Origin of the sequence: Pseudomonas subflava (assembly GCF_023823685.1) — a bacterium.
GTDB classification, from domain to species: Bacteria; Pseudomonadota; Gammaproteobacteria; order Pseudomonadales; family Pseudomonadaceae; genus Aquipseudomonas; species Aquipseudomonas subflava.
The window spans coordinates 332,309-352,227 of record NZ_JAMXBF010000005.1; the positions used below are offsets into that span (position 1 = coordinate 332,309).

Genomic DNA, 19,919 nt, shown 5'->3' on the forward strand with positions numbered 1-19,919 from the left:
GGGTGCTTCTCCTGGTCTGGCCTCCAGCGGAGGCCTGGGGCGGCTCGCGACAACAAGCGGGGCCGGGTGAATGACCCGCGCCATGGGCGGAGTCGATACCGGCGCCTCTTGTAGCAGGCGGGCGCGAAAGTTGTATGACGGAAAGAATCGCCAGCGGCGCGCGGGGGCGGCCGCCGCGCCCTGCACGGCACCGGGGTGCTGCGGGGCGATGGATCCTTGCTGTGTTCGGTCTGCCGTGACCAGGCGAATCGGCGAGCGGGAGGATGCCGCGGCGCGGCCGTCAGGACCAGCGGAGATTGCCGCCGTGCAACATCCGGAAAACCAAAGCCGTTGCGGCCCGGCTATGGATCGATGCGTTTCACCGCCGGGCAGTCCAGCGTCAGCCGTTCGCCGGCGGTGAGGCGCACGCGCCCGCCGGCGTGGCACACCTCGACGGGCGCGGCGCCGGCAGCCAGCTCCAGGGTCAGGCGGCGATCGCGCAGGTGCACGAGCATGCGCTGGCCGTGGAACAGGAAGCCGAGGGTGACGTCGTCCAGCGCGGGCGGAGCGGCGGGGCGCAGGTGCAGTGCGTCGGGGCCCGGGTAGATGCCCAGGTAGTGGCGCTGCAGCACGTCGAGCGCGCCGGCCATGGCGCCCAGGTGCACGCCTTCCTGGGTGCCGCCGTCCGGCGGCGACTCCAGGTCGGTGCGCAGGCAGCCGCAGTACTGCTGCCAGGAGGCCTCGGGGTCGAGGTGGGCGAGGGCGCCGGCGCAGACCATCTTCGACAGGCTCGACTCGTGGGCGATGCGCGCCATGTGGTAATCCGCCGTGCGCCGCATGGCCGTCTCGTCGAAGCGGTAGCCCAGGTGCGCGCACAGCTCGCGCAACTCGTGCGGGGGGAACAGGTGCAGCAGCGTCAGCACGTCGGCCTGCTTGGTCGGCTGGTAGCGGTCGCAACAGTCGCCGCGGGCCTCCAGCCACCAGTCGAGGCGCTCGTGCTCGCCGTTCAGCCAGTCGTCGGGGGCGGGCAGCAGGCGTTCGTAGCCGTCGAACTGGTTGAGCACGCCGTCGGCGAGAAAGGGCAGGTATAGGCGCCGCGATATCTCGTCCCAGTGCCCGGGCTCGGCGGCGTCCAGCTGCAGGCGTCGGCGCAGCGCCTGGGCGTGGTCGTCCGGCAGGCGCTCGAGCAGGTCGACGGCGCGGCACAGCACCCAGGCGGCCATCAGGTTGGTGTAGGCGTTGTTGTCCAGCCCGGGCCGCGGATTGCCGGGGTAGGCGTTGTGGTATTCGTCCGGGCCGATGACGCCGCGGATCGCGTAGCGCCCGAGGGCGTCGTCGAAGGTCGCGGCGCTGGCCCAGAAGCGCGCGATCTCGATCATCAGCTCGCCGCCTTCCCCGGCCAGCACGGCCAACTCTCCGGTCATCTGGTAGTGCTGCCAGACGTCATAGACCACCGCCGCGCCGATGTGCCGCTGCAGGCAGGTGGGGTCGGCCATCCAGCGGCCGGAGAGCGGGTTCTTGCGGTACGGCGGCGTCTGCTCGGTGCCGCTGCGGGCGCTGCGCCAGGGGAACATCGCGCCGCGCCGACCCGCCTCGCGGGCCGCCTGGCGCGCGGCGCCGAGCCGCCGGTGGCGGTAGTGCAGCAGCTGGCGGCTGGCCTCGGGGAAGCGGCTGGCAAGGAAGGGAAAGGCGAACATCTCGTCCCAGAAGATCTGGCCGAAGTAGCCCTCGTGCCAGCCGCGCGGCGGAAAGCCCTGGTCGCAGTCGCGCCCGAGCGGCGGCATGGTCTGCAGCACGTGGAGGATGTTCAGGCGCAACGGCGTGGCCAGCGAGGAGTCGGCGAAGGCGGTGTCGGACGTGGCCCAGCGTTCCTCCCAGGCTTGGGCGTGTTGCGCCAGCAACGACTCGTAAGGCTCCTGCGCGAAGTCGTCCATCAGCTCTGCGAGCGAAGGCGGCAGTTCGTCGTCGACCTTCACCCGCACGCGCTTCTCCAGCACCAGCACCTCGCCGTCGGCCTGCCAGTAGGCCTCCTGCTGCAGCCGTTCGCTTTCCACCGACGTCTGCCAGTGCAACGCGGCCGATGCGCTCAGGCGGCAGGCCACGCCGACGCGTGCGCCGCAGGCCGGCAGGTGCGCGAGGACCGCCGCCCGGCCGCTCGCGTCGTGCTCGAAGGCCTGCACCTCCAGGCGGCGTCCCTCGTAGGGGCGGTCGCGCTCGACCAGCTCGTTGCCCACCGAGGCGTCGAGCCGCGAGCGCAGGTGCAGACCGGACACCGACGAAGGCACCTCCAGGGTCCAGCGCAGCACCGCCAGGGTTGGGTCGCAGAGGCTGAGGAAGCGCTCCTCGCGCAGGCGCAGGCGCTGTCCGCCGAGGCTCGTTTGCAGCTCCCGGCGCAGCACCGCGTGGTCCAGGTCGAGGGCCTGCCGGTAGCTGTCGCAGGCGCCCTCGAACCACTGGCGGCCATCGATGGAAACGCTCAGGCCGAACGGGTCGGGCAGGTTGACCAGCGCCTCGAGCCGCACGGCCTCGCCGTTGACCAGACGCAGCGCATCGTCATACCAGCCGGCCCGGTACAGCCCCGCGTAATGCTGGCCGCCGCGCGGCCGGAAGGCGGCCTCGGGAGCACTGGCGCGCCACGACAGCACGCCGTTGCCCAGCGCGAACAGGGCCTCGCGGCGGCGCTCGTCGCGCGGGTCGAAGTGCTCGAAGACCAGCTCAGTCACGCAGCGGTCTCGCCTGGGCGCGGCGCTGGCGGGCGTGCTCCTCGACGCGCTCCGGCGCCGCGTAGGCCGGCTGCGAGCCGTAGCCGGTGACGGCCAGGTCCGAGGCCGCCACCGCCCAGGCCACCGCGTCCAGCGGCGCCAGGCCCTTGAGCAGGGCGATAGCCAGCACGCCGGTGAAGGCATCGCCGGCGCCGGTGCTGTCGACCACCTCCATCTTCGCCGACGGTACGTGGAATACGCCGTCCGCGCCGGCCACCACCGCACCTCCGTCGCTCAGCTTGATGCAGGCCAGGCCCACGCCGTGGCGGCGCAGCCGCAGCGCGGCGTCGGCCGCCTGCTCCGGGGTCTCCACCTTGCTGCCGACCAGCGTGCTGGCCTCCTCGACATTCGGGGTGATGGCGGCGATGCCTTCTAGGCGAGCCAGGTCAATGCGTGCGGCGAACGAGGGATCGAGCACCACCGGCACCTGGTGCTCGAGGGCGCAGGCCAGCGCGCGGTCGACCACCTCGCGGGGGATTTCGTAGTCCGCCACCAGGTAGCAGGGCCGCGGTGCCTCGACGATGCGCGAGAGCATGCGGGCGATGGCGTCCTCGTCCCAGTCCTCGTTGGCGTTGCCGGCCAGCACGATCTGCTTCTTGCCGTCCGGCGGCACGGTGATCATCGACACGGCGGTGGACTCGTTGCGCGAACAAGTCACCCCGTCCAGCATCACGCCGGCCTCGCGCAGCGGCGCCAGGGCCTGGCGCGCCAGCTCGTCGTCGCCGACCCGGCCGAGCAGGTGGCTGTTCATGCCGAACAGCGCGCCCAGGTAGGCGGTGTTGCCGGCCTTGCCGCCCGGCAGTCGCGAGAACTGGTGGGCCTGGAGGGTTTCCGCGTCGCCGGGCGGGGCGTCGACGCGTACCTGGAAGTCGGCGTTGATGCTGCCCAGGGATAACAGGGTGCCGGTCATGGATTCGCTTGCCTGGAGGGTATGTTGTACAGACCGGCGCGGCCGCCGCTTGGTTCGCGCCGCCGCCATGCCGTACGCCCGAGTGGGTGAACCTTGGCGGCCGGCGGGTCGTCCACAACAGTGAACGCACGCTGAACCGGAGGTGATTCATGAAGCCGCATCACAGCAGCGCGACCGACCCCGTCGGCGACGAGAGGCAATGGCCGAAACGCGACACCCCCGGCGACAGCCGCGGGCTGCCGGGTTATCCGCGCGACGGCGACGGCGACCGCGACCGCGACGGCGCCAAGGAGCAGGGCAAGGTGGACCCGGAGCTGGGGTTCGACCCCGACTCCCCGGACCTCGCCGACCCGCAGATCGACCCGCCGGGCGCGCCGCGGGTCCCCGACGCCCCGGAAGTCGACGACCAGCGCCGGGCGCCGGGCGAGCAGTACCCGCCGTATTCCAAGCCCTAGACGCGACGGCCGGCTGCGCCTTGCGCGCCGCCGGCCAGCCGCCGGTCGGACAGTGCGCGGAGGCGGACCGGGCGGTCTTTTCGGTCACATAAGTGTCATCTGGTGGTAGTAATTTGCCATCACTCCGCGGCTGGAATGAAAAAGCAGTGATCCGCCGGTTCTTCTCCTCTCTCAATTTTCTGCAGTTCCTGCTCCTCTCGCTAAGCGCGGTCACCCTGATGTTCCTGTGGGGCCTGTACTTTCAGCAGAAGGCCGTGTCCCGCCAGGAAGCGCTCGCCGCCAAGGCCGCCGAGCACCTCAACCTGGCGACCATCACCGCGGAAAACCTCAGCCAACTGGTGGATCGTGCCCAGGCCATCGGCCGGGTGGCCCGCCGCGACCAGGACGAGGGCAACTGGACCCTGGTGCGCATGCTCGCCGAGGACCCGGTGCTCAAGCGCATGAGCCTGTACGACCGCGACGGCAGCGTGCTCACCGCCAGCCATCCCGACGAGCCACTGCGGCTGCCGGCGCCGTGGCTGGCGCAGCTCGACGAGCACATCCACCGCTACGGCTTCAAACCCTTCCTGCCGCGCGTGCTGCCCGGCACGCAGGAACCGGGCCGGCCGGACTGGCGCCTGCCGTTCCTGCTGCCGCTGGGCGACCCGGCGATGCGCGAGCTGGAGGGCATCCTGCTGGTGCAGCTGGACATCGGTTATCTCGCGGTGCTGTTCCAGCACATCGACCTGGGTGGCAGCGGTCTGATGCGCCTGCTCGACGGCGGCGGTCACGAGCGCCTGCGGATCAGCCGCAGCGGCGTGGTGGTGGCCGGCGCGGAGCTGCACCCGCCGCTGCCGGACAACGCCGAGGTGTCCGGCCGGCTCAGCCAGTTCGGCGCCGAGGGCGGCGAATACCAGAGCCTGTTCCGCCGAGTGGCGCCGCGCGGCTTCAGCGTCACCGTGAGCCAGCGGGCGGAGGAGATCCTGAGCTCGTCGCGGCTCACCTACGGCCGCCAGCTGTGGCTGAACCTGAGCATGACCCTGCTGATCCTCTGCGGCCTGGTCTGGACCTGGCGCGTGCTGGGCAAGCGCCAGGAGGCCTTCAGCGCCCTCGAGCAGGCGCAGCAGGTCAACCAGCAGCTGATCCAGCGCCTGGAGGAAGAGCACCGGCGCAGCAGCCATGCGGCCGCCACCGACCATTTGAGCGGCCTGCACAACCGCCGCCAGTTCATGGAAGTGGCCGGGCGGGCGCTGGCGGAGCAGCGTGGCCGGCGTCGGCTGATGGCGATCCTGTTCATCGACATGGACCGCTTCAAGTCGATCAACGACTCCCTCGGCCACAAGGTCGGCGACCTGCTCCTGCAGGCCGTGGCCGGGCGCATCAGCCGCGCGCTGGAGCCGGGCGACGAGGCGGCGCGTTTCGGCGGCGACGAGTTCGTCGTGCTGCTGGCCGGCGAGCGCAGCGAGGAGCAGATCGACGCCTGGGTGCGTGCGCTGGTGAAGAAACTCTCGGCGCCCTACGCGCTCGACGAGCACGAGCTGAACACCAGCCCCAGCGTGGGCGTGAGCATCTGCCCGCGCGACGGCCAGGCGGTGGACGAGCTGATCCGCTGCGCCGACGCCGCCATGTACTCGGCCAAGCAGGCCGGGCGAGGCCAGTACCGCTTCTTCGACCCCTCGCTGAACACCGTGGACATCGCCGAGTTCGCCCTCGAGCAGGCCTTCGGCGTGGCCCTCAAGGAGCGCCAGTTCGTCCTTCACTACCAGCCACAGATCCGCCTCGACTCGATGCGTGTGGAAGGTTACGAGGCGCTGGTGCGCTGGCACCACCCGGAGTTCGGCCTGCTCTACCCGGACCGCTTCATTTCCCTGGCCGAGCGCAGCGGTTTCATCGTCGCCCTCGGCTGGGAGGTGCTGCGCCTGGCCTGCGAGGAACTGGCGCGCTGGCAGGTGCAGGGCGTGCAGGCCTGCCTGGCGGTGAACGTGTCGCCACTGCAGCTGCGCCAGGCCGACTTCAGCGAGCGCCTGCTCGACGAACTGCGCCGCCATGGCGTGGAGCCGCGGCGCCTGGAGCTGGAGATCACCGAGACCACGGTGCTGGACCACGAGGGGCAGGGCATCGAGCACCTGCGCCGGCTGCGCGAGGCCGGCCTGGGCGTCGGCCTCGACGACTTCGGCCAGGGCTACGCCGGCTTCTCGCACCTGCAGTCGCTGCCGCTCAACCGCCTGAAGATCGACCGCTCGCTGATCGCCCAGCTGTCCAACAGCCACGACGACAGCCCCATCGTCTCGTCCACCATCATCCTGGCCAAGCGCCTGGGCCTGGAGGTGGTGGCCGAGGGCGTGGAGACCCGCGAGCAGGTCGTCTACCTGCGCCTGGCCGGCTGCGACTTCGCCCAGGGCTACCACTTCAGCCGCCCGCTGCCCGCGGCGCAGCTGCGCGAATACCCTCCCTTCATCGATTCGGTAACCATCGCATGCGAGCAATGAAGCTACTGGCCGGCGCGCTGCTGGCCCTCGGCATCACCGGCGCGGCCCAGGCCCAATGCACCCAGAGCAGCCTGCGCATCGCCGTGATCCCGAAGAAGAGCATGGACGTGCTGATGCGCGAATACCGGCCGCTGCTGCAGCGCCTGGGCACGGCGCTGGACATACCGGCGCACATCGTGCCGGCGTCGTCCTACGAGAGCGTGATCGATGCCATCGTCTCGGGCGGCGTGGACATCGCCTGGCTCGGCCCGGCCTCCTACATGCTGGCCCACCGGCGCGACCCGCGCGTCGAACCCTTCGCCAGCCTGTCCATCGGCCAGGGCCACTTCACCCCGGCCGGGCACCACTACCAGGCGCTGCTGCTGGCGCCCCGCGCCGTCGCCGCCGACCTGCAGGCGCTGCGCGGCAAGCGCGGCGCGCTGAGCGACCCGGCCAGCACCTCCGGCAGCGTGGTGCCCAACGCCGAGTTCTCCGCGCAGGTCGGCATGCCGCTGTCGAAGTTCTTCGGCTCGGTGGTCTACTCCGGCTCCCACGACAAATCGCTGGACGCATTGCTGGAGGGCCGGGTGGACGCCGCGTTCGTCGCCAGCGTACGCGCCGACGCCTACCTCGACAGCGGCCGCATCAGCCGCGACACCTTCAACGTGCTGTGGCGCTCCGAGCGCATCTACTACGACCCCTACGTGTTCAGCGGCGGCCTGTGCGACGAGTACAAGGCGCGCATTCGCCGCGCCATGCTCGAGAACCAGGAAGGCCTCGCCGATTTCTTCGCCTCCCAGGGCGCCACCGGCCTGGCGCCGGTCAGCCATGCCGAGTACGCGCCGCTGCTACGGATGATGCCGGCGCCCTAGTCCGCGGCGCGGTTCGGCCCGGGCGGCGCCACGCTGCTCTCGATGCCGCCGCTGAACGACTCGGCATCGTCGTCGCCCGTGTCGCGTTCGCCGCGCAGCTGCTCGCGGGCCTGGTGCCAGAAGTCCTCGGCCGGGCGCTCGGGGCGTCCGGCCTGTTCCCACAGCGCGTAGGCGCGTGCGCGGATCTGCTCGTCGTCGATCATCTCGTTCTCCTCGCGCGGTCCACCGTCCGACCATCGGAGCGGCATGTCGCGCCCTCCATGAAGGCTTGACCGCCCCGACCGGCATAAAGTTGGGCGCCATTCGCCGCCTGCGCGCCGGCGGCAGCGGGAACACCCGCGGAGCCTGCGCTGTCAGGCACAGGGTGGGCCGCCGCTCGGTCGCCCGCCTGAAACGGATGCCGCCATGCGCCTGCTCAAAGACGAGAAATTCCTGCTCATCGCCCTGCTCCTGGCGCTGCTGGTGTACCCGCTGGAACACCTTCTGCTGAGCGGCGGCCGGGCGCTCGCCGGGGCGACCGTGCTGGTGCTCCTGCTCTCCATCGTCAGCGTCTCGCTGCGCGTGGCGCACCACGCCGAGGTGCTCGCCGAGAAGGTCGGCGAGCCCTACGGCACCATGATCCTGACGCTGTCCGCGGTGCTGGTCGAGGTGGTGATCCTGGCCATCATGATCAGCCACAACCATTCACCGACCCTGGCCCGCGACACCATCTACGCGGCGGTGATGCTCGACCTCAACGGCATCCTCGGCCTGGCCGCGCTGCTCGGCGGTCTGAAGCACGGCGAGCAGCAGTACAACGACGACTCGGGCAAGACCTACGTGACCATGATCCTCACCGCGGTGGGCATCTCCATGGTCATCCCGGAGCTGATCCCGGCCGAGCAGTGGCGCGTGTATTCGCTGTTCACCATCGGCTGCATGGTCACCCTCTACGCCCTGTTCCTGCGCATGCAGACCGGCCAGCACAGCTACTTCTTCAGCTACAACTACGCGGTGCGCCGGCAGCAGCCACAGGCGGCCGAGGAGACGGCGCCCGGCAGCACGCGCGGCGCCATCGCACTGCTGGTGTGCGGCGTGGTGCTGATCGGCACGCTGGCGGAGGTGATGTCCAAGGCGCTGGATGTCGGTCTGGAGGGCAGCGGTGTGCCGGCCATGCTGCCGGCGCTGCTGGTGGCGGCCATCTCCGCCAGCCCGGAGATCCTCACCGCGTTGCGCGCCGCGCTGAGCAACCGCATGCAGTCGGCGATCAACATCGCCCTCGGCGCCTCGCTGTCCACCGTCATCCTCACGGTGCCGGTGATCGAGGCGCTGGCGCTGTATCAGGGCCAGCCGTTCCGCATGGCCATGACGCCGCTGCAGACCGGCATGATGTTCATCACCCTGGTGGTGGCCGGGCTCAATCTCTACGACGGAAAGACCAACGCCATCGAGGGCATGACCCACTTCGTGCTGTTCGCCACCTTCCTGATGCTGTCGCTGATGGGGCTGTGAGCGTCGCCGCCTATTGATCGTGATGCAGCGCGTGGTCGCGCATGTGGTCCTCGATCTGCGTCACCGCGCGGGTGCGGGCGGCCACGCCCAGGGCCTTCTCCGGGTTGTCGATGGGGTACTGCTCGAGCAGGAAGCGCTCCAGTTCCGCCTGGGCCTGGTTGCGCTGTTCGCGCATGGCTTCGAGTTGGCTGTCCGGTTGCATGAGGCACCTCAAGGTTGTCGGTCGATGGGGTGTTTGCCGAGGCGCCGCCGGCGCTCGGCGATCAGGGCATCGGCGATGGCGGCGGCGCTGGCGGCGACGTCCGCAATCGGCATGGGTGGGTCGATGGAAGGCGGCGCGAGAGACGAGTCGTTGGCCACGAGCGCGTGCACAGCGCCAACCGCTGCGGCCGCATACAGATCCCATGCAGCGAGTTCATCCGGCTCCAAGTTCATAGTTCGCTCCGGTGTCTGCTTAGAACTTATGAGCAGGTCGGACGCAGAACGATTCAGCAAATCGACGGTTCGTTCGTCGGTTAGCAGGCTGGCCAGGGCTCCGGCGAAGGCACTCAGCGGGGCGGCACGATGTTGGGGCCGCTGCGCGCCCCAGGGATCGACGCGGCGGGCGCTTCCGACGATGGCGCGTGGGCGATGCAGCGGGCTAGCGAATTGTGTTCGCGGATTGCCTCGTCGGACCCGTGCAGGGCCTCAGCCGCCCCACCAGGTCTCGACCTGCACGCCGACGTTCGAGCCGTGCAGCGCATCGTCGAACGCGCCGCTGGCGGACAGCGCGCTGCCAGCCGGTGCCGCGCGCTGGGCGGCGCGGTTCCAGCGGGCATAGGTGTAGTACAGGCGAACCTCGGGGCGCTGCATGAAGCCCGGACCCACCGAGAGGGTCGGGGCGATGGTGAACTTGCTCAGCCTGCGCGTGCCATCCGTTTCGGTCTCGACGCGGTCGTGGCCGATCTCGCCGACTAGCTTGAAGTGCTGGCTGAAGGCGTAGCTCATCCGCACGCCGGCGGAATACCAAGTCTGGTCGCCGCCGTTCGCGCGTTCGTCGCGCTGCAGGGCCACCAGCAGCATGCCGCCGAAGCGCGGGGTGAGCTGCCAGCGCGGCGACTCCAGCAGACGCCAGCTGCGCACGTCGCGGTCGGCGCGCAGATCGCCGGTGCCGCCGAGGCCGATGCCCGGGCCGACGCCGTACTGGGCGACCAGGCGGTTCTCGCCGCCGAGAAAGTCCTTCTGCTTGTGCTCCACGGACAGCGACCAGCCGCTGTGGGCGTTCTCCACCTGGCCGCGCTGGATGTAGCCGAGGCCGAATTCCAGCGCGCCACCGGGGTTGGTGACGATGTTGCCGACGTTGAAGTCGTGGCGATTGGCCTTGTCCGGCTGGTGGATGTTGTCCTCGCGGGAGAACGCGTAGCTCAGGGTGTACCCGCCCAGGCGGTAGTCCTCGAGGCCGAAGCCGGTGCCGCTCGGGTTCCAGTAGTAGAAGTCGTTGATGTGGATGTCGTGGCGCTTGTAGTAGCGCCGCCCGGCCCATAGCGAGCCGCCCTGCAGCGCGGGCAGCGAGAGGCTCATCCACAGCTGCGGCAGGCGTGCGTCGCCGTGTTCGCCGGTGAAGGTCGGCGCATGCCCGTAGGCGTTGTACAGCGAGACCATGCCGTCGAGCTTGAGGCGCGTGCCGTCGACGCCTTCGTACAGCGCCTGGCTGCCTTCCAGCTCGGCGTACTGCTCGCATTCGTTGCCCAGGCGGTACTTCGCCGGCGCACCGGGCAGCTGGAAGCAGGATTGCGTGCCGCCGCCTTCCGAGCCACCCCAGCCGCCGCGGGCGTAACCGGCGAATTCGAAGCCCTGGGCCGTCAGCGGCAGCCCGCCCAGCAGCATGGAAGACACGAGGATTCGGGTGATCGCCATAGGCTCCAGCCTTGTTGCGACGGCGCTGCCGCCTGCGCGCCAGTTCCGGGCGCGGTGGAGTTGCGCCGCCGGCGCGTCGCTCGCGGCGGCGGCGAAAAGGCTCAGTTGGGCGCGTTCAGCGGGTCGCCTTCGTTCGAGCGACTGCGCGGCTGCTCGCCGGGAATGTCCTCGTCCGGCTGCTCGTTTTCGGCCGGCGGCTCGTGGGTCTGCGGGGTCTTGTCCTTCGGTTCGGTGGGTCTGCTCATGTGCGTGCTCCCTGGTGGCGGGACCGGGCGGTCCCTGCTTTGGAGGGGCGGGCCGTGCCGGCCGTTCAACCCATCGAATCAGCACCGCGAAGGTGCTGCAGATCCTGCGGCAGATCGACATCGAGCAGCACGCCGGGGTCGCCGGTTTCGACCAGCTCCACGGCGTCGGCGTAGCGCGCCAGCACGCTCCTGGCGCCCTGGTCGCCGGACAGCTCGCACAGCGGCGCCCAGAATGCGCGCCCGAACAGCACCGGGTGGCCGCGGCGCTGTGCGCAGGTCGGCACGACGATGCGCGTCGGCGAGGCGAGCGCGAGCAGCGTGGCCAGGGTGGCGCGCCTGATCTGCGGCATGTCGGCGAGGAACAGCGCCAGGCAGTCCGCGCTGGACTCGCGGCTCAACCGGCGCGCGCCGGCGGCGAGGCTGTGACCCATGCCCAGCGCGGTGTCGGCGTGCTGCACGACATTGACGTGCTCGGGCAAGCCCAGCTCCGAGGAGTGGTCGTCCGGGCGAAGGACGATCCACACCTCGTCGAGCATCGAACAGGGCAGCGCCAGGCTGGCGCCGAGCAGGCTGGCGCCGCCGAGATCGGCCGTGCGCTTGTCGCTGCCGAAACGCCGGCCATAACCCGCGGCGAGCATCAGAGCGGCGGTTGGGGTAAGCGCGACTGGCTCACTCATGTTCGGCGCCTCCGCATCCTGTCGTCGGTGTGGCGCATGACGTCTGCGCGCCGCTCGCCCGCCCGCAGCAGGGACTCAGGCACCGGCCATGCTCGACGCCCCGTGCGCCAGCATCGGCTCCGTGTCATGGATGGGCGCGGCGCGCTCCTTCAGCCCTCCGCCGCTGCGGCCGTTGAAGTGCGCGGTGACTTCTGCCAATACCGACAGCGCCACGTTCTCCGGCGTGTCGCCGCCGATGTCCAGACCCATCGGGTAGTGCAGGCGCGCGAACGCAGGCGTCACGCGGCTGCCGTCGATCTCGTCGAGCAGGCGCTCGGTGCGGCTGCGGGGGCCGAGCTGGCCGATGTAGGCGGGGTCGAGATTCAGAGTCTGGGCCAGCCAGTGGCGATCCTGCGCGTAGCTGTGCGACATGACGATCACCGCGGCACCGGCGATCAGCTCGGCGGGTGGCGACGCGGGCAGCGCCAGGTGGAGGACCTGGTCGGCGCCGGCGAAGCGCTCGCGCCGGGCGAAGTGGCTGCGTGCGTCGATCACCGTCACCTGCCAGCCCTGCTGGCGGGCCATTGCCACCAGCGGCTGGGCGTCGTGTCCGGCGCCGAACACGACGAGCTTGCGCGGCGGCGCCAGGTATTCGATCAGCACTTCGATCTCGCCCTCGTCCGAGGCATAGCGGTGCAGGGTGGTGCGGCGCCGTTCGAAGGCGGCGTGCAGGTCGTCGGTCAGCAACTCGGCGAGGGCGGCGCGGCCAGCGCCCAGTTGGAGCTCGCCCGCCGGTGAAAGCGCGACCCGCGCGCCGATCAGCGCATCGGCGCCGCCGATCACCGTCGCCAGCGCGGCGGGGCGTCCCTCCGTGCGCACTCGGCGCAGCAGGCTCGCCGGCAGCAGCGGGCCGCTGGCGCGCACCCGCTCCAGCAGGATATGCACGGTGCCGTTGCAGCCCAGGCCGAAAGTCAGTTCCTCTTCCTCGCCGACTTCGTCATCGGCCATGCCGGTGCTGTAGGTGCGCACGATCGGCTGGCCGCCTTCGGTGAGCCACCAGGCCTTCTTCGCCAGATCGCTCTCCAGACAGCCGCCGCTGACGGTGCCGACGGCGCCGCCGAACTGCGGAATGAGCATGCGCGCGCCGGGCCGCCGGTAGGCCGAGCCTTCCACCTTCACCACGGTGGCGAGCACCGCGTCCTCGGCCTTCGCGGCCAGGTCGTCCAGGGCTTCGAGCAGTTTGTCGAGGTCGCTCATGGCTGCGGTCCCGTGGCGGTATCGGGTCAGCCGGCCAGTGCGGCCCGGCCATGCCGCCGGGCGTCGTCTCCGGGGTCACGGCCGAGCGGCGGATGCTCCGGCCGGCTGCATGTCGTCTTGCTCGGAGTTCGACAGGCGCAGGCGCAGATGTTCCAGAAAATAACGCGTGGTCTGGGTGATGCTGCGGTGGGAGGGCGTCAGCGCATAGAGCGTGGTCGGCGCCGGGCGATCCTCCGGGCAGGCGAGCGCCAGCGTGCCGGCGGCCAGGTCGTCGCGGCAGGCGAAGGCGGGCAGGCACGCCAGGCCCAGGCCGGCTCGGGCCGCGTCGCGCACGGCGCCCAGGTGATCGGCGCAGAAGGCCGGGTTGGCGATGGTCCGTGGGCCGTGTTCCAGCGGCCACGCCAGCGGTGCGGCGAGGGAGCCGAGGGTCAGCAGCGCCTCGTCGTCCAGCGCCGCGCAGCGGGAAGGATGCCCCAGCCGTTCGACCAGGGCCGGGCTGCCGACGATGAGGTTGCGCAGCTGCGCCATCGGCCGGGCCACCACGTCGCTGCTGTCCTGCGGCACGCTGCCCAGGCTGAGGGAGAGATCGAGGCGCTGGGCGCGCAGCTCGAGCTGGCCGTCGGCCTGGGTCAGCGCGTAGCTCACCTGCGGATGGCGGGCACGAAAATCCGCCAGGCCGTCGAACAGCCAGGCAGAGAGAATGCCGGGCGCGGCCAGGCGCAGCAGGCCGCTGGGGCCGGCGAGCGTCTTCTGCGCGCTGTGCGCGGCGGCGTCGGCGGCGGCCAGCATGTCCAGCGCGTGGCGGTAGACCTCCTCGCCCACCGAGGTCAGCGAGAAGGCGCGGCTCGAGCGGTTCACCAGCTGCACACCCAGCTGCTGCTCGAGCTGGGCCAGGCGCCGGCTCAGGCTGGATTTGGCACTGCCGGTGCGCTGCGCTGCGGCGGAGAAACTGCCGGCCTCGATCACGCAGGTGAACCAGTACAGATCGCTGAGCAGGTGGGCCTGGAGCATGTGCATACCGTCAAATGGGAAGCTGGGTTGCCGCCATGCGACGGACTGTCCGTGCCGCGCCGGGGCTTGTTGCGCTATCTTATGCCCCCTTTTTCAGTGGTGACTTTGCTCGAGCGGACAATGGCTTTGCCCAGGCGGAGTCGGTGGCGCGAAGGCACACCGCAGCAAGGCCGTACTGGACATGAAGGTCGATACGCCCCGTAACCCCGTTCCGCACATCCTGGTCATCGACGACACGCCGGAAGACATCCGCACCCTGCTGGTCGCGCTGCGCGCCGAGTCCTGGCGGCTGACCATCGCCCATGATGCGCGCCAGGGCTACCAGCGGGCGCTGGCGTTGCAGCCGGACCTGATCATTCTCGACGTGCGCATGCCCGGCATGGACGGCTTCACCCTCTGCCGGCTGCTGCGCGAGGCGCCGGCCACCCAGCGCGTGCCGGTGATCTTCCTGACCTCGGCCGGTGCCCTCGAAGAACGGGTGGAAGGCCTGAGCCTGGGCGGCGTCGACTACGTGCTCAAGCCGTTCGCCGTCGAGGAAGTGCTGGCGCGCATCCGCATTCACCTGCAGCTGGCCTGGCGGGAAGAGGTTGCCGCCCCGGTCGAGGCGGGCGGGCAGTCGCAGGAGGCCGATCAGGTCATCCTGCGCGCGGCGATGCGCCTCATCGCGCAGAACCTGGCCGAGCTGCCATCGCTGGCGGAGATCGCCCGGCGCGTCGGCACCCACGACAAGCGGCTGTCCGGCATCTTCCGCGACAACCTCGGCCTCACCGTCTTCGCCTACGCGCGCGAGGCGCGCCTGCGCAAGGCCCAGGAGCTGCTCGCCGACAGCGCGCTCAGCGTGCAGGACATCGCCGACCTGATCGGCTTTCGCAGTGCCTGCAACTTCACCACTGCGTTCCGCGAGCGCCAGGGTGTGACGCCCAGCCAGTATCGCCAGCAGGCCCGGGGCGACGCGGACTGATGCGGTACGCGCAATGGCTGTTCGGCCTGCTTTGCCTGCTGGCCGTCGGTCTGGCCCGGGCCGAACCGGCCTGCGAGGCCGAGCGCCTGGACCTGGCCGGCCGCGCGCAGTTGCTGGAAGACCCAGGTGCCGCGCTGACGGTCGATGAAGTCGCCGCGCTGCCCGGCAGCGCGTTCGTTGCGGCCACCCGCGAAAACCTGCCGCGCCGCTACAGCCGTTCCGCGTTCTGGTTGCGCCTGCAGCTGGACGGCGGGGCGCGGGGCTGCGAGCGCTGGCTGACCCTGGGCGACCCGCGTCTGACCGACACCCAGGTGTTCCTGCACCAGGGCGAGGGTTGGCAGAGCCTGCGCGCCGGCAGCCGCTATCCGCTGGAGCAGTGGCCGGCGCCCGCGCGCCAGCCCACCTTCCCGCTGCAGCTGGAGGCGAGCGCGACCCTCGAGGTACTGGTGCGCATCGCCAGCACCTCGACGGTGATCATCGAGCCGCAGCTGCATTCCGAGCTGGGCCTTCTCGAACACCGCCAGCACGCCTATCTGGTGGACGGCCTGACGCTGGGCATGACTCTGCTGCTGGTGCCCTTCAGCTTCGTGGTCGGCTGGATGCTGCGCTCGCGCCTGCTGGTGGTGCATGCCACGTCGGTGCTGACCTACGCGCTGCTGGTCAGCATGGTCAACGGCTACCTCGTCTATTTCCCCTCGCTGTTGCCGGTGTCCACCGAACTGATGTGGCTGCTGGGCCTGGTGCAGTACGGCCTGTTCGTCCTGTACCTGTGGGTGCTGCTCGAGGTGCGCCGGTTGCCGCGGGCGCTGGGCGTCGCGTATGGGATGTTCCTGCTGGCGATCATCGCCTGCCACCTGTGGATGCTGGTCGACAATATCCAGGGGCGGGCGCTGTTCGAGCAGGTGCGCCCGGTGGCATATTTGCTCGTGCCGGCGACGCTGCTGGCGGGCTGGCGTCGCGGCCTGTCCTACAACTGGCTGGTGTACCTGGTCTGCGGCCTGCTCATGCTGCAGGGGCTGATCCGCCTGCTGGCGGTGGCGGGCGTGCCCTGGCAGTCGGTGGGCGACAAGCTGAGCCTGTCGTCGACCCTGCCGGGCCTGTTCCTGCTGGCCTGCACTCTGGTGCTGGAGGTCGGCCGCAGCCGCGAGCGCGAGCGCCGCGCCCTGGTCGACCTGGACAACCAGCAGAAGGCCGAGCACGAGCGGCTGGAGAGCACGGTGGCGACCCGTACCCGGCAGCTGCGCGATTCGCTCAAGGCACGCAGCCTGCTGATGGCGCGCATCAGCCACGACCTGCGTTCGCCTCTGGTCAGCATCGTCAACTACGCGAGGCTGATGCCCGGCGAAGCGGCGCAGGACGTGCCACGCAAGATCGAGCGCAACGCGCGCCAGCAGCTGGAGCTAATCGACGAGTTGCTGGAGTTCTCCCGCACCGAGCTGCACCAGCTCGAGATCATCCTGGCGCCCGGTTATCTCTACGGCTTCCTGCGCGAAATCGAAGAGGAGGCGGGCTTCCTCGCCGCGCAACAGAACAACGCCTTCGAATGTCGCCTCGACGCTGCGCTGCCGGCGCTGGTGCAGGCCGACTTCCGGCGCCTGCGGCGGGTGCTGGTCAACCTGCTGGCCAATGCCGCCAAGTTCACCCGCGATGGTCAGGTGCTGTTCGAGGTGCAGCGCGTCGACGGTGACGCCGAGAGCGTGCGCCTGCGCTTCAGTGTCAGCGATACCGGCATCGGCATTCCCGCCGAGGAGCGCAAGCAGTTGCTGCAGCCGTTCTGGCGCGGGCGCGATGCCGAGCGCTACGTCGGCAGCGGCCTGGGGCTGTCCATCGTCAACGAGCTGCTGCAGCAGATGGGCAGTGCCCTGGCCCTCGACGAGGCGCGCACCCGCGGCAGCCGCTTCAGCTTCGAGGCGACCTTCGCCCTGGCCGGCAAGGAGGATCTGGACCTGGCCTTCGGCGAGGGCGAGGCGCTGCGGGTCGACGGCGAGGGTCGCCACATCCTGCTGGTGGACGACGTGGAGCAGAACCGCGAATGGCTGGCCGACCTGCTCGGCGGCTACGGCTTCGACGTGACCGCGGCCGCCGATGCGCGCCACGCGTTGCAGCTGCTGGAGAGCGGCGGTTGCGACCTGCTGATCAGCGACCAGGTGATGCCCGGCGAGGACGGCTGGTGGCTGCTGGCGGCGGTGCGTCGGCGCTGGCCGGCGCTGCCGGTGCTACTCTATTCTTCCGCGCCGCCGCAGCGGCCCGCGGACCAGCCCGACGATCTGCACTTCGACGCCGTGCTGCTCAAACCCTCCAGCGCCGCCGAGCTGCTCGCCCTGGTCGAGCGGCTGTCGCCTTCACCGGCCCGCCAGGCGGCCACCGACCCATCTTCCGAGGTATGACCTTGTCGTTCGCCCACGGCTCCGCGCGCTATTCCCGTCCCCTGTGCTGGCTGCTCGCACTCGCTGCGGCGCCGGCGGCCGCGGAGGGAGCCGAGCCGGACGCGGCGCTGACGCTCGACGAGGTGACGGTCAACGCCCGCCATCGCGAGGAGCCGGCGCGCACCGTGCCCATCGCCCTCAACGCGCTGGACGGCGAGGCGCTGTCCGAGGCCGGCCTGTTCCGCACCGAGGACCTGCAGCAGCGCGTGCCCAGCCTGCTGGTGTCGGTGCCCAACGCCCGCTACACCAGCTACGGCATCCGCGGGCTCGGCTCCAGCACCTACAACGACGGCATCGACGGCAGCGTCGGCGTGTTTCTCGATGGCGTGTACCTGGGGCGCCAGGGCATGTCGCTTTCCGACCTGGTCGACATCGAACGCGTGGAGGTGCTGCGCGGGCCCCAGGGCACCCTGTACGGCAAGAACACCTCGGCCGGCACCGTCAACATCAGCAGCCGCATGCCGACCTTCGCGCCGGAGGGCAGCGGCGAGGTGTCGCTGGGCCAGGACGGCCTGCGCCAGTACCGCGGCACGCTGTCCGGGCCGCTGGTCGATGGCGTGCTGGCTGGCCGCCTGACCGCCTACGACGCCGAGCGCGACGGCATCGTCGACAACCTCTACGACGGCAGCGAGCTGCGCGAGCAGAACCGCCAGGGTCTGCGCGGCCAGTTGCTGTGGACGCCCAGCGAGGCGTTCAGCGCGCGCCTGATCGGCGAGTACGCCTGGCAGGACGAGCAGACCAACGTCTTCACCGCCAGCAACTTCAGCCAGGCGACCCGCGAGCGGGCGGCCTTCGTCGGCTACCGCCAGCTGCCAATCGACCCCTATGCGCGGCGCGTGCAGCAGGACCAGCCGAACACCATCAAGACCCTGCAGACCGGCGTCACCCTGGAGCTCAACCGCATCCTCGACAGTGGCGCCACCCTGACCAGCGTCACCGGCTACCGCGACTGGACCTACGATGCCGACCAGGACGGCGACGGCACCGCGCTGTCCATCGCCGAGAACGTCGCCGTGCAGCTCGACCACCACCAGTTCAGCCAGGAACTGCGCCTGGCCGACTCGCCCAACGAACACCTCGACTATGTGGTGGGCCTCTACTACCTGCGCCAGCAGCTGAACCGCGAGGTCGGCGTGCGTTTCGGCGACGACGCGGCGGCGTTCTTCCTCGGCGACCGCCCGGAGATCGACCTGCTCGGCATCACCCCCGGCATGATCCCGCCCTCGCTGCTGGAAGGCGCCCATCAGGCCTTCGATGGCGAGCAGCGCACCGACAGCCGCGCGGCGTTCGGCCAGGTCACCTGGCATGCCACCGAGCGCCTGTCGATCACCCCGGGGCTGCGCTATACCCGCGAGCGCAAGCAGGGCTGGCTGTCGCGTAGCGTTTCCGGGCTGGCGCCGCTGGGGCCGGACCTGGTCTCGCAGATCGGCGGTGCGCTGCTGCGCGACACCACGCTGGGCGGCGAGTACTACCGGCGCGACTCCATTGAGGAGAGCAATCTCTCGGGGCAGCTGGCGCTCGGCTACGAGTTCCGCGACGACCTGTTCGGCTATGCCAGCTGGTCGCGCGGCTACAAGGCCGGCGGCATCAACCTAGACGTGGTCGGGCCGAACGTCGAGCCGACCTTCGATGCCGAGCGGGTGACCTCCATCGAGGTCGGCCTGAAGAGCACGCTGTGGGGCGACCGTCTCATGCTCGACCTGGCGCTGTACCAGGCCGATGTCGACGACTACCAGGCGCTGACCAACCGCGCGCCGGTCAACGAGTACGCGCCGCCGATCCGCGACAACCTGATCAACGTTGGCAAGGTGCGCCTGCGCGGCATCGAGCTGGACGGTCTGCTGCGCGCCAGCGAGCGGGTCGACCTGCGCCTGGGCGTGGCCTGGAGCGATGCGCGCTACCGCGACTTCGATAACGCGCCCTGTTCACCGGAGAGCGCGCAGTGGTCGTGCGACCTGAGCGGCGAGCGCCTGTTCAACGCGCCGGAGTGGAGCGCCACGGCGGGCGTCGATTATCGCCACCCGCTGGAGCACGGCCTGGAGTTGTTCGGCGCCGTCGACCACAGCCTGCGCACCGGCTACTACGGCAGCCTGGAAGGCGGCGCCGGCAGCTACCAGCCGACCTATACCCTGACCAACCTGCGGCTGGGGCTGCGCCAGGCCGACCGCCGCTGGGAGGCCGAGCTGTGGGCGCGCAACCTGTTCGACGAGGGGTACATCACCGCCGTCTACGCCCAGCTCGGCGCCGGCGACTACGGCGTGCTGACCGGCGACCCGCGCAGCGTCGGCATGACCCTGCGCACCCGCTGGTAGTTTCCTGCCGCCCGTCGGTTGCCGCCGGCGCGGGGCGGCGGCGCCCGCGCAACGCGTCCGCTGCGGCAAAGGTCGCTCCCCCGGCGCGGTCCGGCGCCCGGCCAGGCTGCGCACGCCGCTCCGTTCGATCCGCTGCGCATTCCTGATTCCGCGGCTTTGCCCGGGCGGATGCACGCATCGCTGAGTGCAACGCTGGTTCCCACCGGCCCGGCTTGTTGCCGTTTCCCGCCATCCCCAAT

Annotated in this window: 17 protein-coding genes; 7 read left to right on the forward strand and 10 right to left on the reverse strand. The window is 70.5% G+C overall.

Annotated elements, in window-relative coordinates:
- Positions 1-341 precede the first annotated feature (341 nt).
- Positions 342-2,702 carry a glycoside hydrolase family 65 protein gene (locus tag NF616_RS08260; protein ID WP_252272752.1) on the reverse strand — a complete coding sequence of 787 codons (2,361 nt, stop codon included), beginning with the start codon at positions 2,700-2,702 and terminating at the stop codon, positions 342-344.
- Complete coding sequence (locus tag NF616_RS08265) at positions 2,695-3,651, reverse strand: ribokinase (protein WP_252272753.1); 957 nt, start codon at positions 3,649-3,651, stop codon at positions 2,695-2,697. Before NF616_RS08265 ends, NF616_RS08260 begins: the two co-directional genes overlap by 8 nt.
- Before the next feature lie 149 nt (positions 3,652-3,800).
- Between NF616_RS08265 and NF616_RS08270 the strand changes: the two genes are divergently transcribed.
- The 3 genes from NF616_RS08270 (at position 3,801) to NF616_RS08280 (ending at position 7,425) form a co-directional block, all read left to right on the forward strand.
- Positions 3,801-4,106 (forward strand): DUF6021 family protein, encoded by a 306-nt coding sequence (locus NF616_RS08270; RefSeq protein WP_252272754.1) that lies wholly within the window; start codon positions 3,801-3,803, stop codon positions 4,104-4,106.
- Positions 4,107-4,252: 146 nt separating this feature from the next.
- Complete coding sequence (locus NF616_RS08275; RefSeq protein WP_252272755.1) at positions 4,253-6,574, forward strand: putative bifunctional diguanylate cyclase/phosphodiesterase; 2,322 nt, start codon at positions 4,253-4,255, stop codon at positions 6,572-6,574.
- Positions 6,562-7,425: a phosphate/phosphite/phosphonate ABC transporter substrate-binding protein gene (locus NF616_RS08280; RefSeq protein ID WP_252272756.1), complete on the forward strand. Its 864-nt coding sequence runs from the start codon at positions 6,562-6,564 to the stop codon at positions 7,423-7,425. Before NF616_RS08275 ends, NF616_RS08280 begins: the two co-directional genes overlap by 13 nt.
- Here the strand turns inward: NF616_RS08280 and NF616_RS08285 are convergent.
- Entirely contained in the window at positions 7,422-7,673 is a 252-nt protein-coding gene (locus NF616_RS08285) for a DUF2934 domain-containing protein (RefSeq protein ID WP_252272757.1), read from the reverse strand. The two genes, NF616_RS08280 and NF616_RS08285, sit on opposite strands and share 4 nt — an antisense overlap.
- A gap of 157 nt (positions 7,674-7,830) precedes the next feature.
- Here NF616_RS08285 and NF616_RS08290 point away from each other — a divergent pair, with 157 nt between their 5' ends.
- Positions 7,831-8,916 carry a calcium:cation antiporter gene (locus NF616_RS08290; protein ID WP_252272758.1) on the forward strand — a complete coding sequence of 362 codons (1,086 nt, stop codon included), beginning with the start codon at positions 7,831-7,833 and terminating at the stop codon, positions 8,914-8,916.
- Positions 8,917-8,926: 10 nt separating this feature from the next.
- Here NF616_RS08290 and NF616_RS08295 read toward each other — a convergent pair whose 3' ends face one another.
- From NF616_RS08295 to NF616_RS08325, 7 genes are all read right to left on the reverse strand, one after another.
- Positions 8,927-9,118, reverse strand: a complete 192-nt coding sequence (locus tag NF616_RS08295; RefSeq protein WP_252272759.1) for a hypothetical protein — start codon at positions 9,116-9,118, stop codon at positions 8,927-8,929.
- Between the two features lie 8 nt (positions 9,119-9,126).
- Positions 9,127-9,351 (reverse strand): hypothetical protein, encoded by a 225-nt coding sequence (locus tag NF616_RS08300; RefSeq protein ID WP_252272760.1) that lies wholly within the window; start codon positions 9,349-9,351, stop codon positions 9,127-9,129.
- Between the two features lie 252 nt (positions 9,352-9,603).
- Positions 9,604-10,812, reverse strand: a complete 1,209-nt coding sequence (locus NF616_RS08305; protein WP_252272761.1) for a maltoporin — start codon at positions 10,810-10,812, stop codon at positions 9,604-9,606.
- 101 nt (positions 10,813-10,913) lie between these two features.
- Positions 10,914-11,057 carry a hypothetical protein gene (locus tag NF616_RS08310; protein WP_252272762.1) on the reverse strand — a complete coding sequence of 48 codons (144 nt, stop codon included), beginning with the start codon at positions 11,055-11,057 and terminating at the stop codon, positions 10,914-10,916.
- 65 nt (positions 11,058-11,122) lie between these two features.
- Positions 11,123-11,734 carry a nucleotidyltransferase family protein gene (locus NF616_RS08315; RefSeq protein WP_252272763.1) on the reverse strand — a complete coding sequence of 204 codons (612 nt, stop codon included), beginning with the start codon at positions 11,732-11,734 and terminating at the stop codon, positions 11,123-11,125.
- Positions 11,735-11,809: 75 nt separating this feature from the next.
- Positions 11,810-12,970, reverse strand: coding sequence for an XdhC family protein (locus tag NF616_RS08320; RefSeq protein ID WP_252272764.1), 1,161 nt, complete (start codon positions 12,968-12,970; stop codon positions 11,810-11,812).
- A gap of 75 nt (positions 12,971-13,045) precedes the next feature.
- Complete coding sequence (locus tag NF616_RS08325) at positions 13,046-13,981, reverse strand: LysR substrate-binding domain-containing protein (RefSeq protein WP_252272765.1); 936 nt, start codon at positions 13,979-13,981, stop codon at positions 13,046-13,048.
- Between the two features lie 181 nt (positions 13,982-14,162).
- Here NF616_RS08325 and NF616_RS08330 point away from each other — a divergent pair, with 181 nt between their 5' ends.
- The 3 genes from NF616_RS08330 to NF616_RS08340 are packed head-to-tail and all read left to right on the forward strand — an operon-like array spanning position 14,163 to position 19,680.
- Positions 14,163-14,942 carry a response regulator transcription factor gene (locus NF616_RS08330; protein WP_252272766.1) on the forward strand — a complete coding sequence of 260 codons (780 nt, stop codon included), beginning with the start codon at positions 14,163-14,165 and terminating at the stop codon, positions 14,940-14,942.
- On the forward strand, positions 14,942-17,329 hold the full coding sequence (locus NF616_RS08335) for a 7TM-DISM domain-containing protein (RefSeq protein ID WP_252272767.1): 2,388 nt from the start codon (positions 14,942-14,944) through the stop codon (positions 17,327-17,329). The genes NF616_RS08330 and NF616_RS08335 overlap by 1 nt, the downstream gene beginning before the upstream one ends.
- Before the next feature lie 2 nt (positions 17,330-17,331).
- Positions 17,332-19,680: a TonB-dependent receptor gene (locus NF616_RS08340; protein ID WP_252272768.1), complete on the forward strand. Its 2,349-nt coding sequence runs from the start codon at positions 17,332-17,334 to the stop codon at positions 19,678-19,680.
- Positions 19,681-19,919: the final 239 nt, after the last annotated feature.